This window comes from Actinoplanes sp. NBC_00393 (assembly GCF_036053395.1).
GTDB lineage: Bacteria > Actinomycetota > Actinomycetes > Mycobacteriales > Micromonosporaceae > Actinoplanes.
On the sequence record NZ_CP107942.1, the window covers coordinates 7,445,080 to 7,465,124 of the forward strand.

A 20,045-nucleotide genomic window follows, 5' to 3' on the forward strand; every position below is an offset into this window, starting at 1 on the left:
CCCCGGAGCGGTGCCGGGATCAACCGCCCGTGGTGGGGGCGGGGCTGGCGGCTCCGGACGGTGCCGGGGTGGCGCCGCCGCCTGCGGTGTTCTGGGCGGTCTGGAAGCGGGTCATCGCTTCGTCCAAGGCTTTCAGGGCCTCGCCCTGCTTGGCGAAGTCTCCGGCGATCTGTGCGTTGCGGAGGTCTTCGATGGCCTTGTCCACGTCGGCGGCGGCCTGCGCCAGTTCGGCGCTGATCGTGCCGGGTGGGGTGTTGTTGGCCGGCGGTGGCGTGTTGTTGTTGTTGCCCGGCGGTGGCGTGTTGTTGTTGCCGGCCGTCTTGCCGAGTTCGACGAGGGCTTTGAGGCCTTCGGTGAGGTTGTCCTCGAGCACCACGTAGGTGCCGCCGTCGCCGTAGGACATCAGGACCTTCTGCAGCAGCGGTGCCGCGCCTGCCTGGCTGCTCTTCACGTAGACGGGTTCCACGTAGAGGATGTCGTCGCCGAGGGGCAGCGAGATCAGGTTGCCGTACAGGACGGAGGCTTGCCCACCGCGGGTGAGCAGGGCCAGCTGCTGCGAGATGTTGTAGTTGTTGACCATCCGCTGATGCACCTGGACCGGGCCGGGGACCACGGTGTCGTCGGGTAGCTCCAGCACTTCGAGCTTGGGCTGGCCGTCGACGTACGACGCGGAGATCAGGGCGGCCATGTTCTCCCGGTTGGCCGGTGTGACGCCCGAGGTGAGCTGGAAGCGGGTCTCCTCCTGCTCGGGGAGTTTGACGTTCAGGTAGAACGGCGGCTGCTTGACACCGTTCTGCGGAGCGTCGGGGGCGTTCGGCACCTGCCAGAAGTCGTCACCGGAGAAGAAGGTGCCCGGGTCGGTGACGTGGAACTTGGTCAGCAGGTTGCGCTGCACCTTGAACAGGTCGGCCGGGTAGCGGAAGTGCGCGGCCAGGTCGGTCGGGATCTCCGCCTTGGGTACGACGAGGTCGCCACCGAACGCCTTGTTCCAGGCCTTCAGCACCGGGTCCTTCTCGTCGAACTCGTAGAGGGTGACCGTCCCGTCGTACGCGTCCACGGTCGCCTTCACCGAGTTGCGCATGTAGCTGACGTCGTCGCGGGCGAGCGCGAACGAGCCCTGCCCGGTCAATTCGTCCCGCGTCTCGGTGGCCAGGTTGATCTTCTGGGCGTACGGATAGGTCTGCGCCGTGGTGTAGCCGTCCAGGATCCAGGTGATCCGTCCGTTGACGACGGCCGGGTACGGGTCGCCGTCGATCGTCAGGAAGGGTGCCACCTTCTCGACCCGGTCACGCGGCGTACGGGTGTACATGAGCCGCGAGTCCTCGTTGACCGCATCGGAGAGCAGGAAGTTGCTCTCGGTGTTCTTGATGGCGAAGACCAGCCGGCGGAAGAACGAGCCGATCTCCACACCGCCCTTGCCCTCGTAGGTGTAGAGCACCGACGCGTCCGCGTTCTGCTCCTGCGGCCGGTCGAACTCGACGTTCTTGTTCGGGTCGGACTGACCGACGATCACGTACTCGGTGGACTGCTCGCCGTAGTAGATCCGCGGCTGCTCGGTCTTGATCAGGTCGGTGGCCGCGGTGCAGCTGTTGCCGGTGCGGGTCTCGGCGCCGAGGAAGCCGGAGACGAAGTACGGCAGGCCGGTGCCGCACACCTGGTTGGCCGGCGCCGCCACCAGGCCGTAGCCGTGGGTGTAGACGGTGTGCCGGTTGAGCCAGTTGCGCTGCTGGGCGGTGAGCTTGGCGTCGTTGATCTCACGGGCGCCGACCACGTAGTCCTGCGTCTTGCCGTCGATCGTGTAGCGGTCGACGTCGAGCTTCTCGCCGAAGTCGTAGAAGCCGCGGGACTGCTGGGACTGGGTGAACGCCTGGGAGACCAACTGCGGGTCGATCAGCCGTACGTTCTGCGCGCTGGTGTCGCCGCTCAGGCTCGCCGGCGGGGCGCCGCTGTTCGCGCTGTACTGCGTGACATCGGTCTGGGCGAGGCCGAACGCGTCCCGGGTGGCGTTGATGGACCGTTCGATGTACGGCCGCTCCTTGTCCGAGAGGCTGGGCTTGACCTGGAAGTTCTGCACGGCGAGCGGGTAGATGCCGCCGATCGCCACGGCCGAGATGGCCAGCAGCGCCAGCGAGACACCGGGCCAGACCAGGTTCCGCATCACCGCGTTGGAGAACACGATGATCGCGATTGCGACCACCACCGAGATGTACGCCAGGATCTCCTTCGCCGGGAGCAGCGCGTTCACGTCGGTGTAGCCGGCGCCGTACAGCCCCGGCGAGACGTGCTGCTCCAGCAGGAGGGCACGACGGTCCAGAACGTACGCCACGGCCTTGAGCAGCACGAAGATGGCGACCAGCGAGGTGAGGTGGGCGCGGGCCGCGGTGGTCATCCGGTCGCCGACGCCCTGCAGGCGGACGCCGCCGAAGATGTAGTGCACCGCGAGCGAGCCGAGCACCGAGAGCACCACCGCGGTGAACGCGACGCCGAGCAGGTAGCGCATCAGCGGGTACTCGAAGATGTAGAAGGAGATATCCACCTTGAACTCGGGGTCCTGGACCCCGAAGTCGCCACCGTTGCGGAACAGCATCCAGTCGCTCCACCGGGCCTGCGCGGAGAGACCCGCGAAGAACCCGATGATCAGGCTGATCACGGCGATCCAGGTGCCCAGGCGGGGCGCCAGGATCATCCGGTACCGCTCCAGGGTGGCCTGTTCCGCCGAGTGTGGGCGCAGCAGGGGGCGCAACCGGTACGCCAGGTAGAGGTTGCCCGCCACGACCAGTGTCATCAACGCGCCGATCACCAGGAACAGCGTGAGCCTGGTGAGCAGCATCCCGGAGAAGACGGCGGTGAAGTCGACCTCGGAGAACCACAAGTAGTCGGTGTAGGCGTCGATGCCCCAACCGAGCAGTGTGAAAAGAATGAAGACCCCGACCAGGACGCCGACGGTCACGCGACCGCGACGGCTCATCCTCGGTAGAGGACTGTTACGCATGACCAACGTTGGCTCCACACTTCGTCTGGCCGGTGTTTCACCTTACGATGTCGCATCCAGCTTCTATACGCGGCAGAACTGAGTCGTCACTACCGACGCGGGCATCACGCCGCCGAGCAGGGCTTGGGGGTCCCGCCGGCGGTGAAGGTCTGGAGCGCGGTGAGGGCGTCGTCCACGGTGGCCACCTCGGCCATGACCAGGCCGTCGACCGGGTTGCGCAACGCCTCCGCGCAGTTGTCCTTGGGCACCAGGAAGAGCTCGGCGCCGGCATCCTTGGCGCCCACGAGCTTCTGCGGGATGCCGCCGATCGCGCCAACGTTACCGTCGTCGTCGATGGTTCCGGTGCCCGCGATGATCTTGCCGCCGGTCAGGTCCTCCGGCTTGAGCTTGTCGATGATCCCGAGGGTGAACATCAGCCCGGCGCTCGGGCCGCCGATCTTGTCGAGGTCGATCTCGATGTCGAACGGGTTGGGCTGCTTGGTGCGGATGTCGATACCGATCCGCGGGGTGTCGTCGTCCTCGCCGGCCCGCGAGGTGACCTGGGCCGAGCCGGCCTTGCCGTCCCGCTCGTAGGAGACGGTCAGCGTGGTGCCGGCGGGCTTGGCCCGGACCAGCTCGGTGACCTGGCCCGGCCCGGCGATCGCGGTGCCGTCGACCGCGGTGATCACGTCGTCCTTCTGCAGCGCGCCGTCGGCCGGGCTGCCCTTCGTGACCTCGAACACGTAGGTCAGGACCGGGTATCCCAGCTCGCGCAGCGCCACCGTCTCGGCGCTGGTCTGCGACTGCCGCCACTCCTGGGCGTTCTGCTCCTGGACCTGCTTCTCGCTCTGGTCCGGCGGGTAGATCAGCTCGCGCGGGACGACCGCGTCCTCCCCGCTCAGCCAGCCGCGGATGGCCCACACCAGCTCCACCTGCGACTGCACATTGACGGTGGTGAGCCGGAGCTGGCCGGTGGACGTCGAGGTCTCGCCCTTCTTGACCTGGATGACCTCGGTGCCGTTGTCCGAGCCGAGGGTGTTGACCGTGGGTCCGGGTTTGAGCACCACGTAGGGCAGGGGTGCGACCATGACACCGGCTGCCAGGAGAGCGGTGATCAGGGCGCCGAGGATGACGGTGACTCCGCGACGTCTCATGCGCGTGAGCGTACCCACTCTGTCTGAGTTCTCTCTGAGCTGACTCCGCCCTCGGTCCGCTACGAGCATTTCGCGCGTACCGTTGTGGTCGTGCCTGATATCCCGTTCGGCTTCCAACTGCCGGGCGCTCAGCCGCCCGACCCCTCCGACCCGCAGCAGATGCAGCAGTTCATGGCGCAGCTGCAGCAGATGTTCGCCGCGCCCGGCAGTGGCCCGGTCAACTGGGACCTGGCCCGGCAGGTCGCCGCCAGCCAGCTCTCGGCGACCGGCGATCCGGCGGTGAACATGCTGGAGCGCCACCAGGTCGAGGAGGCGCTGCGACTCGCCGACCTCTGGCTCGACCCGGTCACCGCGCTTCCCAGCGGCATCCACAAGGCCGTCGCGTGGAACCGCAACGAGTGGATCTACAACACCCTCGACGTGTGGAAGAAGCTGTGTGAGCCGATCGCCGGCCGCATGGTGGGCGCCATGGGCGACCTGGTGCCGGAGGAGGCCCGGGCGCAGCTCGGCCCGATGGCCTCGATGGTCGCCACCCTCGGTGGCGCGCTCTTCGGCGGCCAGCTCGGGCAGGCCTTCGGCCAGCTCGCCGCGGAGGTGCTCTCCGCGGGCGACATCGGGCTTCCGCTGGGCCCCGCGGGCACGGCCGCACTGATTCCGTCCAACATCAAGGCGTACGGGTCCGGGCTCGAACTTCCCGAGGACCAGGTGCGGCTGTACGTGGCTCTTCGCGAAGCGGCCCACCAGCGGCTCTTCGGGCACGTCCCGTGGCTGCGGGCGCACGTGCTGAGCGCCGTCGAGACATATGCGAACGGCATCACCGTGAACCGGGAGGCGATCGAGGAGGCGATGAGCCGCGTCGACCCGACCGATCCCGAGTCGATGCAGGCGATGGCTCTGGAGGGCATCTTCACTCCGGAGGACACGCCCCAGCAGAAGGCCAGTCTGGCCCGCCTGGAGACGGCGCTCGCGCTGGTCGAGGGCTGGGTCGGCCACGTCGTCGACAACGCCGCCGGCGACCGGCTGCCGTCGGTGGCCGCGCTCGGTGAGGCGTTCCGCCGGCGCCGGGCGGCCGGTGGGCCGGCCGAGCAGACCTTCGCCGCCCTGGTCGGCCTGGAGCTGCGGCCGCGCCGGCTGCGCGAGGCCGGCGCCCTGTGGGCCGCGGTCACCGAGAACCGCGGCATCGCCGGGCGCGACGCGCTCTGGGACCACCCGGACCTGCTGCCCACCGACGACGACTTCGCCGACCCGGAGTCGTTCGCCCGCAGCCGGTCGGACTGGGACATCAGCGAGCTGGAGGGGCTGGAGGACGGCCCGAAGGAGGACTAACCGCCGAGCAGGGCGCGGGTGTTCTCCCAGCCCTCCAGGGCGACGTCCAGCGTCGCCAGCTCGGCCGGACCGCGCAGACGGCGCCAGTGCGGGGTGGACGTGACGTCCCCCGGCACCGGCGCCGTCTTGCGCAGCAGCTGGGCCGAGGCGCTGTCCAGGTCGTGGTCGACGAGCCAGCCGGGCGCCGGCAGGCCGGTGGCGACGCCGAAGAGGCCACCGCCGGGTCCGCCGGGTGCGACCGCGACAGCTTTGCTGTCCAGCGGCCGTAGCAGCTTGCCGAGGGTCATGCCGGGTACGTCCGGCGCGTCTGCGGCGATCACAGCGGCCTGGTCGAACCCGTCCTCGGCGGCCGCTGCCAGCACCGGCAGCACCGTGGGCGCGGGAATCTCGTAGATCCGGGTGCCCGGCCAGGCGATCTCCTCGGCCAGCTCCCGATCGGCCGGCACGGCGGCGATCGCGGCCTCCGCCTGGGCCAGGCGGGCCAGCAGGTCCACCACGTCCTCGGCCATCGCGGAGCGCCAGGCTCGCAGGTCGACGCCGGGTGGGCTCCAGGACACCGGCACCAGCATCGCCACAACCACCCGCCGCGTCACGGGTCGAGCTTAGAGCCTCATTGGCCCTCGGAGCCTTACTGGTCGACCATCACCAGACTGCCGGCAGCGGAGACACCCTCGAGGTAACCGCGGGCGCGCTCGGCCTTGGGGAACCGGTTGACCAGGTCCCAGAAGCGGGTGTTGTGGCTCGGCACGACGAGGTGGGCCAGCTCGTGCAGCAGCACGTAGTCGATGACCCAGTCGGGCATCTCCTGGATCCGGTGCGAGATCCGGATCGTGGCGTCGTCCGGCGTGCAGGAGCCCCAGCGGCCGTTCTGGTTGGTCACCCAGCGGACGCTGGCCGGAGCCACCCGGTCCGCGTGATCGGCCAGGTACCGGTTGGTCAGGCGGCGGGCGCGGGCCAGCAGCTCAGCATCGGTACACCGCAAGCGTTCCTCACGGGCGGCGAGCCGGGCGAGCATCCGCTCGACCCACTCGGTCTCCTCGGCCCGGGAGAAACGGTCCGGGATGAGTACCACGACTCGCTCACCGTCGCGATACGCGGACACCGTCCGGCGCCGACGCTGACTGCGCCGCACTTCCACGACAGGCTTGCGCACGCGGGCAGCCATCATCGGCTCGCGCGGCCCAGATTCGGGTTCACGTTGTGACGCTAATCCGGATGCCCCTGGTCACCGCAAGAGTACGGGCAATGACTGTCACGGAAAATGCGCACTTCGCCCTGATATACCCGAAAAAATTTTCCTCACGGGCAACAGCGGAGACTTCCGTCAACCTAGACCATCGTCGACTCACTGCTATCCCGCACTCGAATATCCGTTTTGGGACCTTCTGAAGGGATTCGTCGGCGTGTCCCGGCAAACCTGGCGGAAAAGGATAGTTCGTACCGGCACACTCGCTTCGTCGGCGAGACCGCCGACGCTGCGTTGACATGGAACCGGCCTGACCTGGGTAAGTGACCGCCCCGGACGGGTGGCCACATCCGCGTGGCCGCGCAAGCGGTCCAGCGCCGCAGACAGGTTCGCGCCCGTCGCCGCGAACGAGGCACAGGGCCGAGCGGCCGACGAGAACGATGAGGAGGAACCGTGGCCGACAACACCACGTACAACGGCTACTGCGTCAAGTGCAAGGAGAAGCGTGACTTCCAGGGCAACGTGGAGGTCTCGAAGACCGGCATGAACATGGCCAAGGGCAAGTGCCCGGTCTGCGGGACGACCATGAACCGAATCCTGGGCAAGGCCAAGGCGTGATCATGTGCTCGGGGAGGCCGGCTGCGGTCGTCCTCCCCGGCACACATGCCGTACTGCCGTAACCGTGTTCGCTCCAACACGTTGAGTTATCGGGACAACCACAACAGCCTGTGGATAACTCGCTCGAAGCTGTGGAAAAACCGCTTCAGGGCGATGTCTGCCTGTGGATAACCACACCGCTCCGCAGCGCTGCGGTGACACCCTGTCATTCATGACTCGGACACCGCTGCCCCGGCCCACCCTGATCCCGGGGTTGCCGCGCATCTGGCGGAGCCCCGGTGAGCTGCAGATCGGGCTCGATCCGGCACACGCCGTGCTGCTTCAGCTGGCCGATCCGCGCACCGCCCAGGTGCTGGATCTGCTGGACGGCCGCCGGTCCGAGCGGGTCGTCCTGCTCCGTGCGGCCGAGCTCGGGGTGCCACCGGACGACGCACGCGCTCTTCTCGACCTTCTGCACACCGCCGGGCTCGTCATGCCCTCCGCGGCTCTGCTGCCGGCGACCATGCCGGTCACCACCCGCCACCGGCTCTCCGGTGAGGCTGCCGCGCTGGCTCTGGACGCTGCCGCGCGTACCGGTGAGGGCGCCCGGACCGACCCCTCACCCGCCCGTGTCTTCCGGCGCCGCCGCGCTGCCCGGGTCGTGGTCAGCGGCCGAGGCCGGCTCGGCGCCACCATCGCCGTCGCCCTGGCCGAGTCCGGGGTCGGCCACGTGTACCCGGATCTCGCCGGTGTCGTCGGCCCGGACGAACTGGCCGGGGCGCCGCTCGGGCCGGACGACGTCGGCAGTCCACGCCGCGCCGCCGTCAGCGCCGCGATCCAGCGCGTCGCACCCGGCACCGACGCGCACGGCGTACGCCGCATGGCAGCCTCCCTGGTCGTCCAGCTCGCCCACGACGAACCGACCACCCTGATCGCCGCGGGGCACGCCGGGCGGCGCCAGCCGCACCTGGCGGTCGCCATCCGCGACGGCGCGGCCGTGATCGGCCCGCTGGTGCCGGCCGGCGGCACTCCCTGCCTCAACTGCCTCGACCTGCACAGACGCGAACGGGACGCCGGCTGGCCCGGCGCTCTGACCCCGCCGGCTCCGGACGCCGCCGAGCCGTGCGCCGTCGCCACGCTGCTGGCCGCCACGGCGTACGCGACGGCGGAAGCCCTCGCCTACCTGGACGGCCGGACACCGGAGACGCTCGGTGCGGCGGTGGAGATCACTGCGCCCGGCCGGTTCCGGCGCCGGACCTGGCCACCGCATCCGGGCTGTGCCTGCCAGCGCCGTCGGCGGACGGCCACCTTCACCAGACCTTCACCGCATAAGCACCAAACCACCAGGCGACGGGCAGAGTAAGGGGCGAACGTCGGTAACAATGATCTGGTGACGGACATACCGCGCCGCGCGGCTTCCCGGACGGCCAAGCTCGCAGCCCTCCCACTCGGCTTCGCCGGGCGTACTGCTCTGGGGCTGGGCAAGAGAGCCGTCGGGATCGCCACCGACGTCATCTCCGCCGACATCCAGCAACGCACCGCCGAGCAACTGTTCAGCGTTCTCGGGCAGCTCAAGGGTGGTGCGATGAAATTCGGCCAGGCCCTGTCGGTGTTCGAGGCGGCACTGCCGGACGAGATGGCCGGCCCCTACCGGCAGGCGCTCACCAAGCTCCAGGAGGCGGCGCCGCCGATGCCGGTGGCGAACGTGCACAAGGCGCTCGCCCAGCAACTCGGGCCGGACTGGCGGGACAGGTTCGCCGAGTTCGACGACAGCCCGGCCGCCGCGGCCAGCATCGGCCAGGTGCACCGCGCGGTGTGGAAACTCCCGCCGGCCCGGCGCAACGCGAAACCGAAGCTGCTGCCGGTCGCAGTGAAGGTGCAGTATCCGGGCGCCGGCGACGCGCTGATCGCCGATCTCAAGCAACTCGGCCGTCTCGCCGGCATGTTCAAAATCATCCAGCCGGGGATCGACGTGAAGCCGCTCCTCGCCGAACTGCGGGACCGGGTCACCGAGGAGCTCGACTACGAGATGGAGGCGGAGACCCAGCGGGCCTTCGCCGAGGCGTACCGGGACGATCCGGAGATCTTCGTGCCCCGGGTGGTCGCCTCGGCGCCCCAGGTCCTGGTCACCGAGTGGGTCGACGGCACCCCGCTGGCCCGGGTGATCGCCGACGGCACCCCGGAGGAGCGCGATGAGGCCGGCCGGCTGATGGCGATCCTGCACTTCTCGGCGCCGGCCCGGGCCGGGCTGTTGCACGCCGACCCGCACCCCGGCAACTTCCGGATCCTCGCCGACGGCCGCCTCGGAGTGATCGATTTCGGTGCCGTCGCCCGTCTCCCCGAGGGCCACCCCGAGCCGATCGGCCGGCTGGTGCGGCTCGCGCTGGACGGTGACGCCCAGGCGGTGGTGGACGGGTTGCGCGAGGAGAAGTTCATCAAGGCGGACGACGAGATCGACGCGGAGGCGGTGCTCACCTTCCTCCGGCCGATGATCGAACCGGTCGCGGTGGAGCGGTTCCGGTTCACCCGTACCTGGTTGCGGGCCGAAGCCACCCGGCTGGGCAGTCCGCGGTCGCCGGCTTACCAGTTGAGCCGCAAGCTCAACCTGCCGCCGTCCTACCTGCTGATCCACCGGGTCACGCTGGGCTCGATCGGGGTGCTCAGCCAGCTGGAGGCGGAGGCGCCGTACCGGCAGATCCTGATCGACTGGTTGCCGGGTTTCGCCCCGACTCCCTGATCGACCGGCCGCGGCTGCCCGGCTTCGTCCCGGCGCCCTGATCGGCCGGCCCTGGCTGCCCGGCTTGGCTCCGGCGCTTTGATCGGCCGGCCCTGGCTGCCCGGCTTGGCTCCGGCGCTTTGATCGGCCGGCCGCCCGGCATCGCCCTGTTGCGCTGATCACTTGCCGACAACGGCCATGGGCCCGTCCGCTGAAGCGGACGGGCCCATGTTCATTTCCCAGGTAGCGGGTCTTGGTGGGATTCGGGCTCAGACCCCGAGTTCGCGGGCTGCCCGGTGACGGGCCTGCATGGCGATCTGACGGGCGGAGCGGTAAGCCTCAGGTGCACGGTCACTCTGAGGCCGACGCATTCGAGCTCTGGACAATGCCTCTTGGATGAGTCTCATCTTGGTGGCTCCATCATTCTTCATCTGGGTGCTCGGCTTCCGGATCTCGGTGGTTGCAATGGGGAGGGTCGTCATGTCAGGCCGCCAGTCGGACGGAGTTGCGCGAGTCGAGACCGTTCGCGGCGAGCCGCTCCTCGACCTCGACAGCCAGCTCGGCGTCGCGAGCGACGTCGGCCTTACGCGGACGTCCACGGGGCCGCTTGCGCGGAACCACGGCGCCACGCTCGAAAATCTCGCCGCCCCAGACACCCCAGGGCTCGCTCCGCTCGACCGCGCCGGCCAGGCACTCGACGCGCAGCGGGCAGTCCCCGCAGAGCGACTTCGCCAGTTCCAGCTGGGCCGGGGAGTCCGAGAACCAAAGGTCCGGGTCGAACTTCCGACAGGGCAGGTTTGCCTCGAGCTCGACGTTGATGTCGATCGGGGCCAGCGCCAGACTCATAAAGCCCGGTCACCTCTCTCTTTTCTCGATCTTCTGGATCGCCGTTCGGGTCGTGCACCGGCCGGTAAGCCGGCAAAAATTTAGGCCGCGGATCCCGGTTACGGGTTCCGCGGCCTCGAGGTGAGCCGGAGGTCTGGTTTATCAGACCGGCCTTCCTCGAGGCGGGACACCGCTGCCACCATCCGTGTAGCGCTTGCGGGAGATGGAGACGCCGCCCTTGAACCCAGTGGTCCCCTTGTTTCCGTCGATGAGCACCAGGACCGCTTTGCCCAGCTCGGTCTGAGCCTGGACCTGGTGCACCTGCGGAGCCGGGGTCCGCTCAGCAACCAGCAGCGCCGACGGAGCGGCGGTTGCGGGCAGCGAGGCGGACAGAGGCCAGGCAGCAGTCGGCAGCATCGACGGACGCATCGTGGTGTTGAGCTTCATCGTTGCCACCTCCTCCATGACCTTGCACTCGTGTTGAGAACCCCAGCGAACTCAGTGCTCGCCAAGACGTGTCCTGAGGCTATGCCTGCCCTACAGGAGAGGGCAAACGAATTAACGGACTAACTTTCGAAGTTTTTTTGCGCAAGATCATCGGGGCTCGCTCCGGCGACCAGAGCGAAGACCGCATCGCCGTACTGACCGAGTTTGCGCGGGCCGATCCCGGCGATCGCCAGCAGCTGCGCCGGCTCGGCCGGGCGGCGTTCCGCCATGGCCACCAGAGTGGCATCGGTGAACACCACATATGCAGGGACTTTGAGGTGTGCGGCGGTGTTCGCGCGCCACTGGAGAAGACGCTGGTAGAGGTCTTCGTCGAGGTCCGACGGGCAGGTCGGGCAGCGGCCCAGCTTGCGGTCGGCGCCGGCCAGCAGGGTGGCACCGCAGATCCGGCAGGAGGACACCTGCGGTCGGCGGCGGTCGGGTTTCCGACTGCGGTCCGCGGTGCGCTCGGCCGATCCGGATCGTTCCAGCTGCGGCAGGAAGCGGCTCGGGCGGCGGGGGCGGCCGCCCGGCGAGCGGGACTGGCCGTAGGAGAGCCACAACACCTGGCGGGCGCGGGTGACCCCGACGTAGAGCAGACGGCGCTCCTCCTCCAGTTGTTCGGCTGTCTTGGCGTACGTCGTCGGCAGCGTGCCGTCGGCGAGGCCGACCAGGAAGACCGCGTCCCACTCCAGGCCCTTGGCCGAATGCAACGAGGCGAGTGTGACACCCGCCACGGTCGGTGCGTGCTGCTGCTCCGCGCGACGGGCCAGCTCGTCGTTGAACGCCGAGAGCGACACGTCCCGCTGCACCCGCCCGGCCTCACCGATCGGGAGGATCTCGGGCGTCGCCGCGTACTCCTCGGCGAGAGTGACCAGAGCCGCGAGTGCCTCCCACTGCTCGCGTGCCGCACCGCCCGGCGGGGGCTGGGTCCGGTTCCACCCGGTCGCGGCGAGCGCCTCGACGACCGCATCCACCAGCGGAGTCTCGCCCGGGATGGAACGCACGGCCGCCCGCAGAGCGATCATGGCCTGCCGCACCTCGGCGCGCTCGAAGAACCGTTCGGCGCCCCGGACCACGTACGGGACCTCGGCCTCGGCCAGCGCTTCCTCGTACGCCTCGGACTGCGCGTTGGTGCGGAACAGCACCGCGATCTCACTCGCCGGCGTGCCGGCGGCGATCAGGTCCCGGCAGCGCCGGGCCACCGCGACCGCCTCCCCCGGCTCGTCCGGGAAGATCTTGAGTTCCGGCTCCGGGCCGCCCGGCCGCTGGCCGACCAGCTCCAGGCGCAGCTTCGCCTCGGTGCCGCGGGCCTGCCGGATGACCGCATTGGCCAGCCCGACCACCTGCGGGGTCGAGCGGTAGTCGCGGACCAGGCGCACCACGACCGCGCCGCGCCGCTGCCGCGGAAAGTCGATCAGGTACGCCGAGGTCGCGCCGGTGAACGAGTAGATCGTCTGACTGGCGTCCCCGACCACGGTGATGTCGTCGCGCCCGCCCAGCCAGGCGTCGAGCAGGCGCTGCTGCAGCGGGTTGACGTCCTGGTACTCGTCGACGACGAAGTGCCGGTACTGGGCGCGGATCTGGTCGGCGACGTCCGGGTGCTCCTCGATGCCCCAGACCGCGGCGCGCAGCAGGTCCTCGAAGTCGATCACGCCCTGACGGCGTTTGAGCTGCTCGTAGGCGGCGAAGACCTCGGCCACCCGGGCCGGCTCGTACGGTGGCTCGCGCAGAGCCTTGGCGGCCGCGACGGTGTACTCCCCCGGCTCGACCAGGGACGACTTGGCCCACTCGATCTCGCTCGCCAGGTCGCGTGCGGCGGCGCGGTCGGCGCGTACCCCGACTCGGGCTGCCGCAAGGCCGACCGTGCGCGCCTTGCTCTCCATCAGCTCGGGCATGCCGCGGCCCTCGAGGAGCCGGGGGGCGAAGTAGCGCACCTGGCGCATGGCTGCGGCATGGAACGTGCGGGCCTGCACGCCGGCCGTGCCCAGCGAGGTGAGCCGGGCCCGCATCTCAGCGGCGGCCCGGGCGGTGAAGGTGACCGCGAGCACGTGGCGGGGGCTGATCTCGCCGCTCGATGTCCGGTACGCGATCCGGTGTGTGATGGCCCGGGTCTTCCCGGTGCCGGCCCCGGCGAGGATGCAGACCGGGCCGGCCGGAGCGGTCACCGCCGTCCGTTGCTCCGGGTCGAGCCCGGCCAGCACCCCATCAGTCCGCACGGTAGGGAATCATGACACCCCCGGCGGGCGTTATGCGGGAAGGTGTAGTGCCGTGTGACTCATCCCCAAAGGAGCTCTGACCGATGCTGACCATGTACTCGACGTCCTGGTGTGGGTACTGCCACCGTCTGAAGTCCCAGCTCGACCGGGAAGGCATCGCCTACGACGTCGTGGACATCGAGCAGGACGAGGCCTCGGCCGCGTTCGTGCGCAGCGTGAACGGGGGCAACCAGACCGTCCCCACGCTGAAGTTTTCCGACGGCTCGGCGCTGACCAACCCGTCGATCGTGCAGGTCAAGCAGCACCTCGCCGCCATCGCGGCGTAAGTCGTCAAGAAAAGTGGGGCCGCCCGGCCGGGCGGCCCCACTTTCGTGTTACGGGATCAGCGCCGGGATGCTGGAGTCGAGCAGACCCCGCTCCTTCAGCGCTCCGTAGAGCGGCGTGGTCTCCGGGTAGTGCCCCCACTGGTGGTCGCCGTCACCGTTGCCGAAGCCGCCGAGCAGCTGCTTCTGCACCTCGGTGAAGGTCTCCCACTCCGGCCGGTTCGGCAGGTCGGCGACCTCGTCGCGGATCGCCACCCAGCGCGGCGTGTAACCGAAGAAGGCGCCGACCCGGGTGATGTCGGAGTAGTTGTCCGACCGGGCGTGCCAGATGCGGCGGTCGAAGACCACCAGGTCACCGGGGTTCGCCGTGATCTGCGTCGCACCCTCCGGCTGGGGCCACGGGACACCACGGCTCGGCGGGCCGGGCAACCAGTTGGTCTTGTGGCTGCCGGGCAGCACGGTGAAGTTGCCGCGGCCGGTCTCGCTGACGTCGGAGAACCAGTACGCCAACTTCACCGACATCATCGGGCGCGGGTCGGTCTCCAGCTCCCGGTTCTGCCGGCCACCGTCCTGGTGCCAGTGCCACCAGGTCTTCTGCTGCTCGTGGATCTGCGGGTGCACGTCGATGTGCGAGTGGTACACGTGGATGTTCCACCCGAGCAGGGACCAGATGTACTTGAACGCCTTCGGGTGGTCGAGGAGGAAGGCCAGTTCAGGAACCCCGGTGATCGGGGAGAGTTGGTGCAGAGCCCCCGTAGGCCCGAGCTTCCCGTCTCGCTTGCCCTTCTCGTACGCCTCGAGGATCGCGGTCCGGCCGATCGCGATCTCGCTCTCACTCAGCACCGACGGAACGACGATGTATCCGTCGCGGTCGAACGCCGCCCGCTCGTCCGCGGACATCGGCGTCCACGCCGGCGCTTCCACCTGGGTCATCGGTTCCCCTCTCGTCTTTGCAACCAAGACGCGACGAACCCTCGTAATGGTTGCCTCGGAAGGGGAAGAATTTTCAGCCGGCGTGGAGCCACTTCTCGATCAGATAGAAGGCGATCGAGGAACGCATCGGCAGGCTCATCGGCACACCTGAATCCGGGTCGACGTACCCGCCGGCGATCATCTTGGCGATCGCCTCCCGGCTGAACCAGTGCGCCTCGTCGATCTCCTCGGGGTCCAGGACCAGCGGTTGTGCCGGGTCGGCCACGCCGTGGAAGCCCAGCATGAGCGATCCCGGGTACGGCCAGGACTGGCTACCCGCGTACTGGAGGGCGGCGAGCCGGATGCCGACCTCCTCGCCCACCTCACGGAGCACGGCAGCCTCGGCGGACTCTCCGGGCTCGACGTAACCGGCCAGGCAGGAGAAGCGCCGGACACCGTCCGAACCGGTCGGCCACGCCGCGTTGTGACCGAGCAGACACCGCCCGGCCGGGCCGGCGACCCCGTCGTGCACCAGAACGATCATCGCCGGGTCGGTCCGCGGCCACATCAGCTGCCCGTCGCTGTCGGCGCGCGCCCAGCCGGCCTCGACGGCGACGGTGGCCTTGCCGGTCCGCGGCGAGAACTGGTGACTGGCATGCCAGTTGCCCAGCGCGGCGGCCGCGGTGAACAGGCCGGCGTCCCGGTCGTCGAGCAGATGACCGATCTCGCGCAGGGTCACCGCCCGCGTGTCGCCGGACGACGCGAGCGGGGCGTTGGTGGTCCAGACCGGGGTGTCGTCCACGTCGACGCCGAGGAACCAGCGCTCCCCCTCCGGCGCCTCGGCCGACGGCACCAGCACCAGCTGGGCGCCACCGTCGGCGCGGTCGGTGATCAGTGCCCGCCCGCCCTTGGCGAGGTCGACCACGAGGACCCGGCCGCGCTCCCAGGCCGCGGCCAGCCAGGCCTCGTCCTTGCGCCGCAGCGCGGCCCGGTCGAGGGTGCTCCTGGCCAGCGGCGGGGTCCCGGGCTGCTCGCCCAGGTCGGGTTGTTCCGGCTCGGTCACTCTGCGCTGCGCTCCACTGCGATCAGGGCGGACAACTGCGGCTCGATCTTCTCCGCGTCGCCGAGAACCACGGTCACCGCCCGGGACGGGGCCAGGTACTTCGCGGCCGCGGCGGCGACCTCCTCGCGGGTGGCGGCCGAGAGGGCGGCCGAGTGCTCCCGCAGGTGGTCGAGGCGCAGGCCGAAGCCGGCGTACATGCTCGCGAGCCCGGCCAGGCCGGCCTGGGTCGACATGCCCAGCCGGAGCGTGCCCAGGGCGTAGCGCCGGGCCTGCTCGAGCTCCTCCTCACCGGGCGGGAGGCTGGCGATGCGGCCCAGCTCGTAGAGCGTCTCGAGCAGCGACGGGCCGGTCACCTCGGTGGCCACCTCGGCCGCGGCGAGCAGCGTGGAACCGGCCACGAAGTGCTCGATCAGCGAGTGCGAGCCGTACGTGTACCCCTTGTCCTCCCGGATGTTCTCCACCCAGCGGGACGAGAAGTAACCGCCGAAGACGAAATTCGCCAGGCTGAGCGCGGCGTAGTCGGGGTCGGTCCGCGGGATGCCGGGCAGCGCCATCCGCAGCGAGGACTGCACCGACCCGGGCCGGTCGACGAGCAGCAGCGGGCCGGTCTCCAGGGCCGGGGTCGCCGAGATGGTGCCGTCCGGCCCGGCACCGGTCCAGCCGCCCAGCACCTTCTCCGCGGTGTCGATGGCCTGCTCCGGGTCGATGTCGCCGACCAGCACCAGGACCGCGCCGGCCGGGCGGACCCGGGCGGCGTGCAGCTCGCGCAGCGCGGCGGGCTCGACGCCCCGCACCTCTTCCGGTGCGGGGGTCTGCACCGCGTACGGATGGATGCCGTAGATCCGCTTCAGCAGCGCCACCCGGGCCAGGTGTGCGGGCTGGCTCAGTGCGACCTGGATGTTGTCCACCAGGCGTTCCCGCTCGGTGCCCACCTCCTCGGCCGGGTAGGCGGCGTCGGTGAGCACCGAGGCGAGCAGCTCCAGGGTCCGGTCCAACCCGTCGGCGAGAGCGTTGCCGGTGATCAGCAACCGGTCCGGGTCGTTCCCGGCGGCCAGGCTGCCGCCGACTGCCTGCAGCTCGGCGGCGAGGTCGATGCTCGACATCGCGCTGGTCCCGGTGAACAGGGCCTGGGACAGCAGGGTGGCCGGGGCCAGCGGCGCCCGGCCGAACGGGATCCGCAGCCGCACCTCGACCAGGGGCACCGCGGCCCGCCGGATCGCGATCACGGTCAGGCCGTTGGGCAGGGTGCGCTCGGACTCGCGCGGCAGGTGGAGTTCCGCGTCCGGGAGCAGGTCGGGCAACGTCTTCATGCGGAGGCTCCCGGGATCACTTCGACACTGGCACGGTGTTCGGGCCGCAGGGTGGCCGCGGCGGCGACGATCTGCTCCTCGCCGACCTCGTTGATCAGTTTCGGCAGGTCGTTGAGCAGGCCGGGCCGGCCACGCTGCAGTTCGAGCACGGCCATCGGAAGGGCTCGCCCGAGGACCGCGTCGGTGTCGTGCAGCAGGCGGGTCGCCATCCGGGCCTGGGTGCGGGCCAGCTCGCCCGGTTTGAGGCCGTCGGTGGCGAGCCGGTCCAGCTCCTCGTCGATAGTCTGCAGCACCTTGCCGGCGTCGCCACCGGGCGGCATGTGGGCCTGGAGCAGCAGCGCGGTGGGGTTGCGCACCTGGTACTCGTCGCCCATGAAGCCCAGGTAGCCGCCGAGGTTGGTGGCCGTACGGTCGCGCTGGACGAGCCGCTCGACGAGCCGGGACGCGTCACCGTCGGTGAGCACCTCGGCGAGCACCGCAAACGGCAGGTACGCCGCGAAGTCGCTGATCGGGTCGGGCACCCGGTAGCCGGCCGCGACGGCGGGCAGCGGGGCGATCCGGTCGGTGTACGACTCCCGCCGCTCCCCGTCCAGCCCGGGCTCCGCGAAGTCCGGCAGTGTCGGGGCGGGTCGGGCCGGCACATCACCGAAGTGCCGCTCGATCATCGCGGTCGCCTCGGCCACGTCGAAGTCACCGGCGACCGACAGCACCGCGTTGCCGCAGGCGTAATAGCGGTCGAAGAAACCCTGCGCGTCCTCGACCGTGGCGCTTTCCAGGTCCTCGAACGAGCCGTAGCCGTCGTGCGCGTTGGCGAATGTCTCGAACATCACCGGCGGCAGCTTCAACCAGGGGAAACCGCCGTACGGCCGGTTCAGCACGTTGACCCGGATCTCCTCCTTGACCACGTCGACCTGGTTGCGCAGGTTCTCCTCGGTGAGCCGGGGACCGCGCATCCGGTCGGCCTCGAGGAAGAGCGCGCGTTCGAGGGCGCCGGCCGGCAGCACCTCGAAGTAGTCGGTGTAGTCCAGGTGGGTGGAGCCGTTGAAGCTGCCACCGGCCCCCTGCACGTGCCGGAAGTGCGCCAGCTTCTCCAGGTTCTCCGAGCCCTGGAACATCAGGTGCTCGAAGAGGTGGGCAAAACCGGTACGGCCTTCCGGTTCGCTGCGGATGCCGACGTCGTAGACGACGGCCACACCGACGACCGGGGCGCTGCGATCCGGGGACAGGACCACGCGCAGACCATTGCCGAGGGTGAGTCGCTCGACCGGATATTTCGTCGCGGGGATCTTGATTCTGGGCGCCACGGTACGAATCTAGCGTGTCGGCGCGGATCCGCGCTGTAGTCACCCGACACAACCGTCCACCTCCCTGGGCTTGACGCACTAAACCCATCTGTTCCATCATTCCCATCCAACAGATAGGCAATGCAAAGTTTCGACGGAAGGGGGCGCGCATCGTGTACGTCTCGGCACGCACGGACTACGCGGTTCGCGCCATGCTCGCGGTCACCGCCGAGGACCCTCGTCTGGTCAAGGCCGCCGGTCTGGCGGCCGCACAGGACATCCCGCTCAGCTTTCTGCAAGGCATCCTTCTGGACCTGCGCCGCGCCGGGCTGCTGCACAGCCACCGCGGCGTGGACGGCGGATACGCCCTGGCCCGCCCGGCCGAGGAGATCACCGTCGGCGACGTGGTCCGCGCCGTCGGCGGCGCGCTCACCACCGTCCGGGGGCTCCCCACGTCCACGGCGACCTATCACGGTGCGGCGACGGCGCTGCACGACGTGTGGATCGCCGTCGAGGCGGCCATCGAGGGTGTCGTCGACCACAAAACCCTGGCCGAACTCTCCAGCATCTCAGTGAAAACGAACTAGGAGTGAGCATGAGCTCCCGCACCATACGTGCGCTCGCCCTTGCCACGGCCGCTGTGGTGGCCTCGACCGCCCTCGCCGCTTGCGCTTCCGACGACCAGACCTCGGCCGCCGCAGGCTCGGGTGCTGCCGGCGCCGAGGCCGAGACCCTGCGCCTCGGCTACTTCCCGAACATCACCCACGCCCCGGCCCTGGTCGGCGTGAACAAGAAGTTCTTCGAGGAGGCCCTGGGCACCGGCACCAAGCTGGACGCCAAGACCTTCAACGCCGGCCCGTCGGCGATCGAGGCGCTCTTCTCCGGCGCGATCGACGCCACCTACATCGGCCCGAACCCGGCGATCAACGGCTGGTCGCAGTCCAAGGGCACCGCGCTGAAGATCATCGCGGGAAGCACCTCGGGCGGCGCCGGCCTGGTGGTCAAGGAAGGCATCAACACTGCCGCCGACCTCAAGGGCAAGAAGATCGCCACCCCACAGCTGGGCAACACCCAGGACGTCGCGCTGCGCGCCTGGCTGAAGGAGAACGGCCTCAACGCCGATCAGCAGGGCGGCGGCGACGTCTCGATCCAGCCGCAGGAGAACGCGACCGCGCTACAGGCCTTCGCCCAGGGCGCGATCGACGGCGCCTGGGTGCCGGAGCCCAACTTCAGCCGCCTGATCCTGGAATCCAAGGGCAAGGTGCTGGTCGACGAGAAGACCCTGTGGCCGAACGAGCAGTTCGTCACCACCTATCTGATCGTCAGCCAGGAGTTCCTGAAGAAGTACCCGGGCACGGTCAAGAAGCTGCTGCAAGGCCACGTCAAGTCGGTCAAGTACATCGAGACCGACAACGCCGAGGCGCAAACCGCCGCGAACGCCCAGCTCGAGGCGCTGTCCGGCAAGCCGCTGAAGCCGGAGATCCTGGCCGCCGCGTTCAAGAACCTGAAGTTCACCCACGATCCGATCGCCCCGTCGCTGTTCACCAGCGCCAAGCACGCCGAGGAGGTCGGCCTGCTCAAGCCGGTGGACCTGGCCGGCATCTACGACCTCACGCTGCTCAACGAGGTCCTCAAGGCCGACGGCCAGCCCGCGGTCAGCGACGCCGCGGCCTGACG

At 69.6% G+C, this 20,045-nt stretch carries 18 protein-coding genes; 7 read left to right on the top strand and 11 right to left on the bottom strand.

Annotation, left to right across the window (positions count from 1 at the left end; genetic code table 11):
* Positions 1–19: 19 nt before the first annotated feature.
* Together OHA21_RS34370 and OHA21_RS34375 are read right to left on the bottom strand one after the other, a co-directional pair.
* Entirely contained in the window at positions 20–2,968 is a 2,949-nt protein-coding gene (locus OHA21_RS34370) for a UPF0182 family membrane protein (RefSeq protein ID WP_328462122.1), read from the bottom strand.
* A gap of 128 nt (positions 2,969–3,096) precedes the next feature.
* Positions 3,097–4,125, bottom strand: coding sequence for a YlbL family protein (locus tag OHA21_RS34375; protein ID WP_328462124.1), 1,029 nt, complete (start codon positions 4,123–4,125; stop codon positions 3,097–3,099).
* A 90-nt stretch (positions 4,126–4,215) separates the two neighbouring features.
* Here OHA21_RS34375 and OHA21_RS34380 point away from each other — a divergent pair, with 90 nt between their 5' ends.
* Positions 4,216–5,451, top strand: a complete 1,236-nt coding sequence (locus tag OHA21_RS34380; protein ID WP_328462126.1) for a zinc-dependent metalloprotease — start codon at positions 4,216–4,218, stop codon at positions 5,449–5,451.
* Here the strand turns inward: OHA21_RS34380 and OHA21_RS34385 are convergent.
* Positions 5,448–6,044 carry a hypothetical protein gene (locus tag OHA21_RS34385; RefSeq protein WP_328462128.1) on the bottom strand — a complete coding sequence of 199 codons (597 nt, stop codon included), beginning with the start codon at positions 6,042–6,044 and terminating at the stop codon, positions 5,448–5,450. The two genes, OHA21_RS34380 and OHA21_RS34385, sit on opposite strands and share 4 nt — an antisense overlap.
* A gap of 35 nt (positions 6,045–6,079) precedes the next feature.
* The gene (locus tag OHA21_RS34390; protein ID WP_328478719.1) at positions 6,080–6,616 is read right to left on the bottom strand and encodes a M48 metallopeptidase family protein; all 537 of its coding nucleotides are present in this window, start codon (positions 6,614–6,616) and stop codon (positions 6,080–6,082) included.
* Between the two features lie 474 nt (positions 6,617–7,090).
* On the opposite strand from OHA21_RS34390, the gene OHA21_RS34395 reads away from it, so the two are divergent.
* From OHA21_RS34395 to OHA21_RS34405, 3 genes are all read left to right on the top strand, one after another.
* Positions 7,091–7,255: a DUF5679 domain-containing protein gene (locus OHA21_RS34395; RefSeq protein ID WP_328462130.1), complete on the top strand. Its 165-nt coding sequence runs from the start codon at positions 7,091–7,093 to the stop codon at positions 7,253–7,255.
* A 211-nt stretch (positions 7,256–7,466) separates the two neighbouring features.
* The gene (locus OHA21_RS34400) at positions 7,467–8,597 is read left to right on the top strand and encodes a hypothetical protein (protein WP_328462132.1); all 1,131 of its coding nucleotides are present in this window, start codon (positions 7,467–7,469) and stop codon (positions 8,595–8,597) included.
* A gap of 27 nt (positions 8,598–8,624) precedes the next feature.
* Positions 8,625–9,971 carry an ABC1 kinase family protein gene (locus OHA21_RS34405; protein WP_328462134.1) on the top strand — a complete coding sequence of 449 codons (1,347 nt, stop codon included), beginning with the start codon at positions 8,625–8,627 and terminating at the stop codon, positions 9,969–9,971.
* Between the two features lie 462 nt (positions 9,972–10,433).
* On the opposite strand, the gene OHA21_RS34410 is transcribed toward OHA21_RS34405, so the two are convergent.
* From OHA21_RS34410 to OHA21_RS34420, 3 genes are all read right to left on the bottom strand, one after another.
* Positions 10,434–10,796 carry a WhiB family transcriptional regulator gene (locus OHA21_RS34410; protein ID WP_328462136.1) on the bottom strand — a complete coding sequence of 121 codons (363 nt, stop codon included), beginning with the start codon at positions 10,794–10,796 and terminating at the stop codon, positions 10,434–10,436.
* 141 nt (positions 10,797–10,937) lie between these two features.
* The gene (locus tag OHA21_RS34415) at positions 10,938–11,222 is read right to left on the bottom strand and encodes a hypothetical protein (RefSeq protein WP_328462138.1); all 285 of its coding nucleotides are present in this window, start codon (positions 11,220–11,222) and stop codon (positions 10,938–10,940) included.
* A gap of 119 nt (positions 11,223–11,341) precedes the next feature.
* Positions 11,342–13,477 carry an ATP-dependent DNA helicase UvrD2 gene (locus tag OHA21_RS34420; protein ID WP_328462140.1) on the bottom strand — a complete coding sequence of 712 codons (2,136 nt, stop codon included), beginning with the start codon at positions 13,475–13,477 and terminating at the stop codon, positions 11,342–11,344.
* Between the two features lie 83 nt (positions 13,478–13,560).
* On the opposite strand from OHA21_RS34420, the gene OHA21_RS34425 reads away from it, so the two are divergent.
* Positions 13,561–13,803 (top strand): mycoredoxin, encoded by a 243-nt coding sequence (locus OHA21_RS34425; RefSeq protein WP_093619172.1) that lies wholly within the window; start codon positions 13,561–13,563, stop codon positions 13,801–13,803.
* 48 nt (positions 13,804–13,851) lie between these two features.
* On the opposite strand, the gene OHA21_RS34430 is transcribed toward OHA21_RS34425, so the two are convergent.
* The 4 genes from OHA21_RS34430 to OHA21_RS34445 all read right to left on the bottom strand — a co-directional run bounded on the left by OHA21_RS34430 (position 13,852) and on the right by OHA21_RS34445 (position 18,389).
* Complete coding sequence (locus OHA21_RS34430; protein WP_328462144.1) at positions 13,852–14,733, bottom strand: phytanoyl-CoA dioxygenase family protein; 882 nt, start codon at positions 14,731–14,733, stop codon at positions 13,852–13,854.
* A gap of 73 nt (positions 14,734–14,806) precedes the next feature.
* A complete protein-coding gene (nudC, locus tag OHA21_RS34435; RefSeq protein WP_328462146.1) occupies positions 14,807–15,775 on the bottom strand; it encodes an NAD(+) diphosphatase in 969 nt (322 codons plus the stop codon).
* Entirely contained in the window at positions 15,772–17,085 is a 1,314-nt protein-coding gene (locus OHA21_RS34440) for a M16 family metallopeptidase (RefSeq protein ID WP_328462148.1), read from the bottom strand. The genes nudC and OHA21_RS34440 overlap by 4 nt, the downstream gene beginning before the upstream one ends.
* A complete protein-coding gene (locus OHA21_RS34445; RefSeq protein ID WP_328462150.1) occupies positions 17,082–18,389 on the bottom strand; it encodes a M16 family metallopeptidase in 1,308 nt (435 codons plus the stop codon). The genes OHA21_RS34440 and OHA21_RS34445 overlap by 4 nt, the downstream gene beginning before the upstream one ends.
* 152 nt (positions 18,390–18,541) lie before the next feature.
* Here OHA21_RS34445 and OHA21_RS34450 point away from each other — a divergent pair, with 152 nt between their 5' ends.
* Complete coding sequence (locus OHA21_RS34450) at positions 18,542–18,955, top strand: RrF2 family transcriptional regulator (protein ID WP_328462152.1); 414 nt, start codon at positions 18,542–18,544, stop codon at positions 18,953–18,955.
* Between the two features lie 8 nt (positions 18,956–18,963).
* Positions 18,964–20,043 carry an ABC transporter substrate-binding protein gene (locus tag OHA21_RS34455; RefSeq protein ID WP_328462154.1) on the top strand — a complete coding sequence of 360 codons (1,080 nt, stop codon included), beginning with the start codon at positions 18,964–18,966 and terminating at the stop codon, positions 20,041–20,043.
* Positions 20,044–20,045 lie beyond the last annotated feature (2 nt).

Coding starts and splice junctions, on each gene's coding strand:
- OHA21_RS34370 (WP_328462122.1), bottom strand. CDS start 2,968: ATGAGCCGTCGCGGTCGCGTGACCGTCGGCGTCCTGGTCGGGGTCTTC.
- OHA21_RS34375 (WP_328462124.1), bottom strand. CDS start 4,125: ATGAGACGTCGCGGAGTCACCGTCATCCTCGGCGCCCTGATCACCGCT.
- OHA21_RS34390 (WP_328478719.1), bottom strand. CDS start 6,616: ATGGCTGCCCGCGTGCGCAAGCCTGTCGTGGAAGTGCGGCGCAGTCAG.
- OHA21_RS34400 (WP_328462132.1), top strand. CDS start 7,467: ATGACTCGGACACCGCTGCCCCGGCCCACCCTGATCCCGGGGTTGCCG.
- OHA21_RS34410 (WP_328462136.1), bottom strand. CDS start 10,796: ATGAGTCTGGCGCTGGCCCCGATCGACATCAACGTCGAGCTCGAGGCA.
- OHA21_RS34415 (WP_328462138.1), bottom strand. CDS start 11,222: ATGAAGCTCAACACCACGATGCGTCCGTCGATGCTGCCGACTGCTGCC.
- OHA21_RS34425 (WP_093619172.1), top strand. CDS start 13,561: ATGCTGACCATGTACTCGACGTCCTGGTGTGGGTACTGCCACCGTCTG.
- OHA21_RS34430 (WP_328462144.1), bottom strand. CDS start 14,733: ATGACCCAGGTGGAAGCGCCGGCGTGGACGCCGATGTCCGCGGACGAG.
- OHA21_RS34440 (WP_328462148.1), bottom strand. CDS start 17,085: ATGAAGACGTTGCCCGACCTGCTCCCGGACGCGGAACTCCACCTGCCG.
- OHA21_RS34455 (WP_328462154.1), top strand. CDS start 18,964: ATGAGCTCCCGCACCATACGTGCGCTCGCCCTTGCCACGGCCGCTGTG.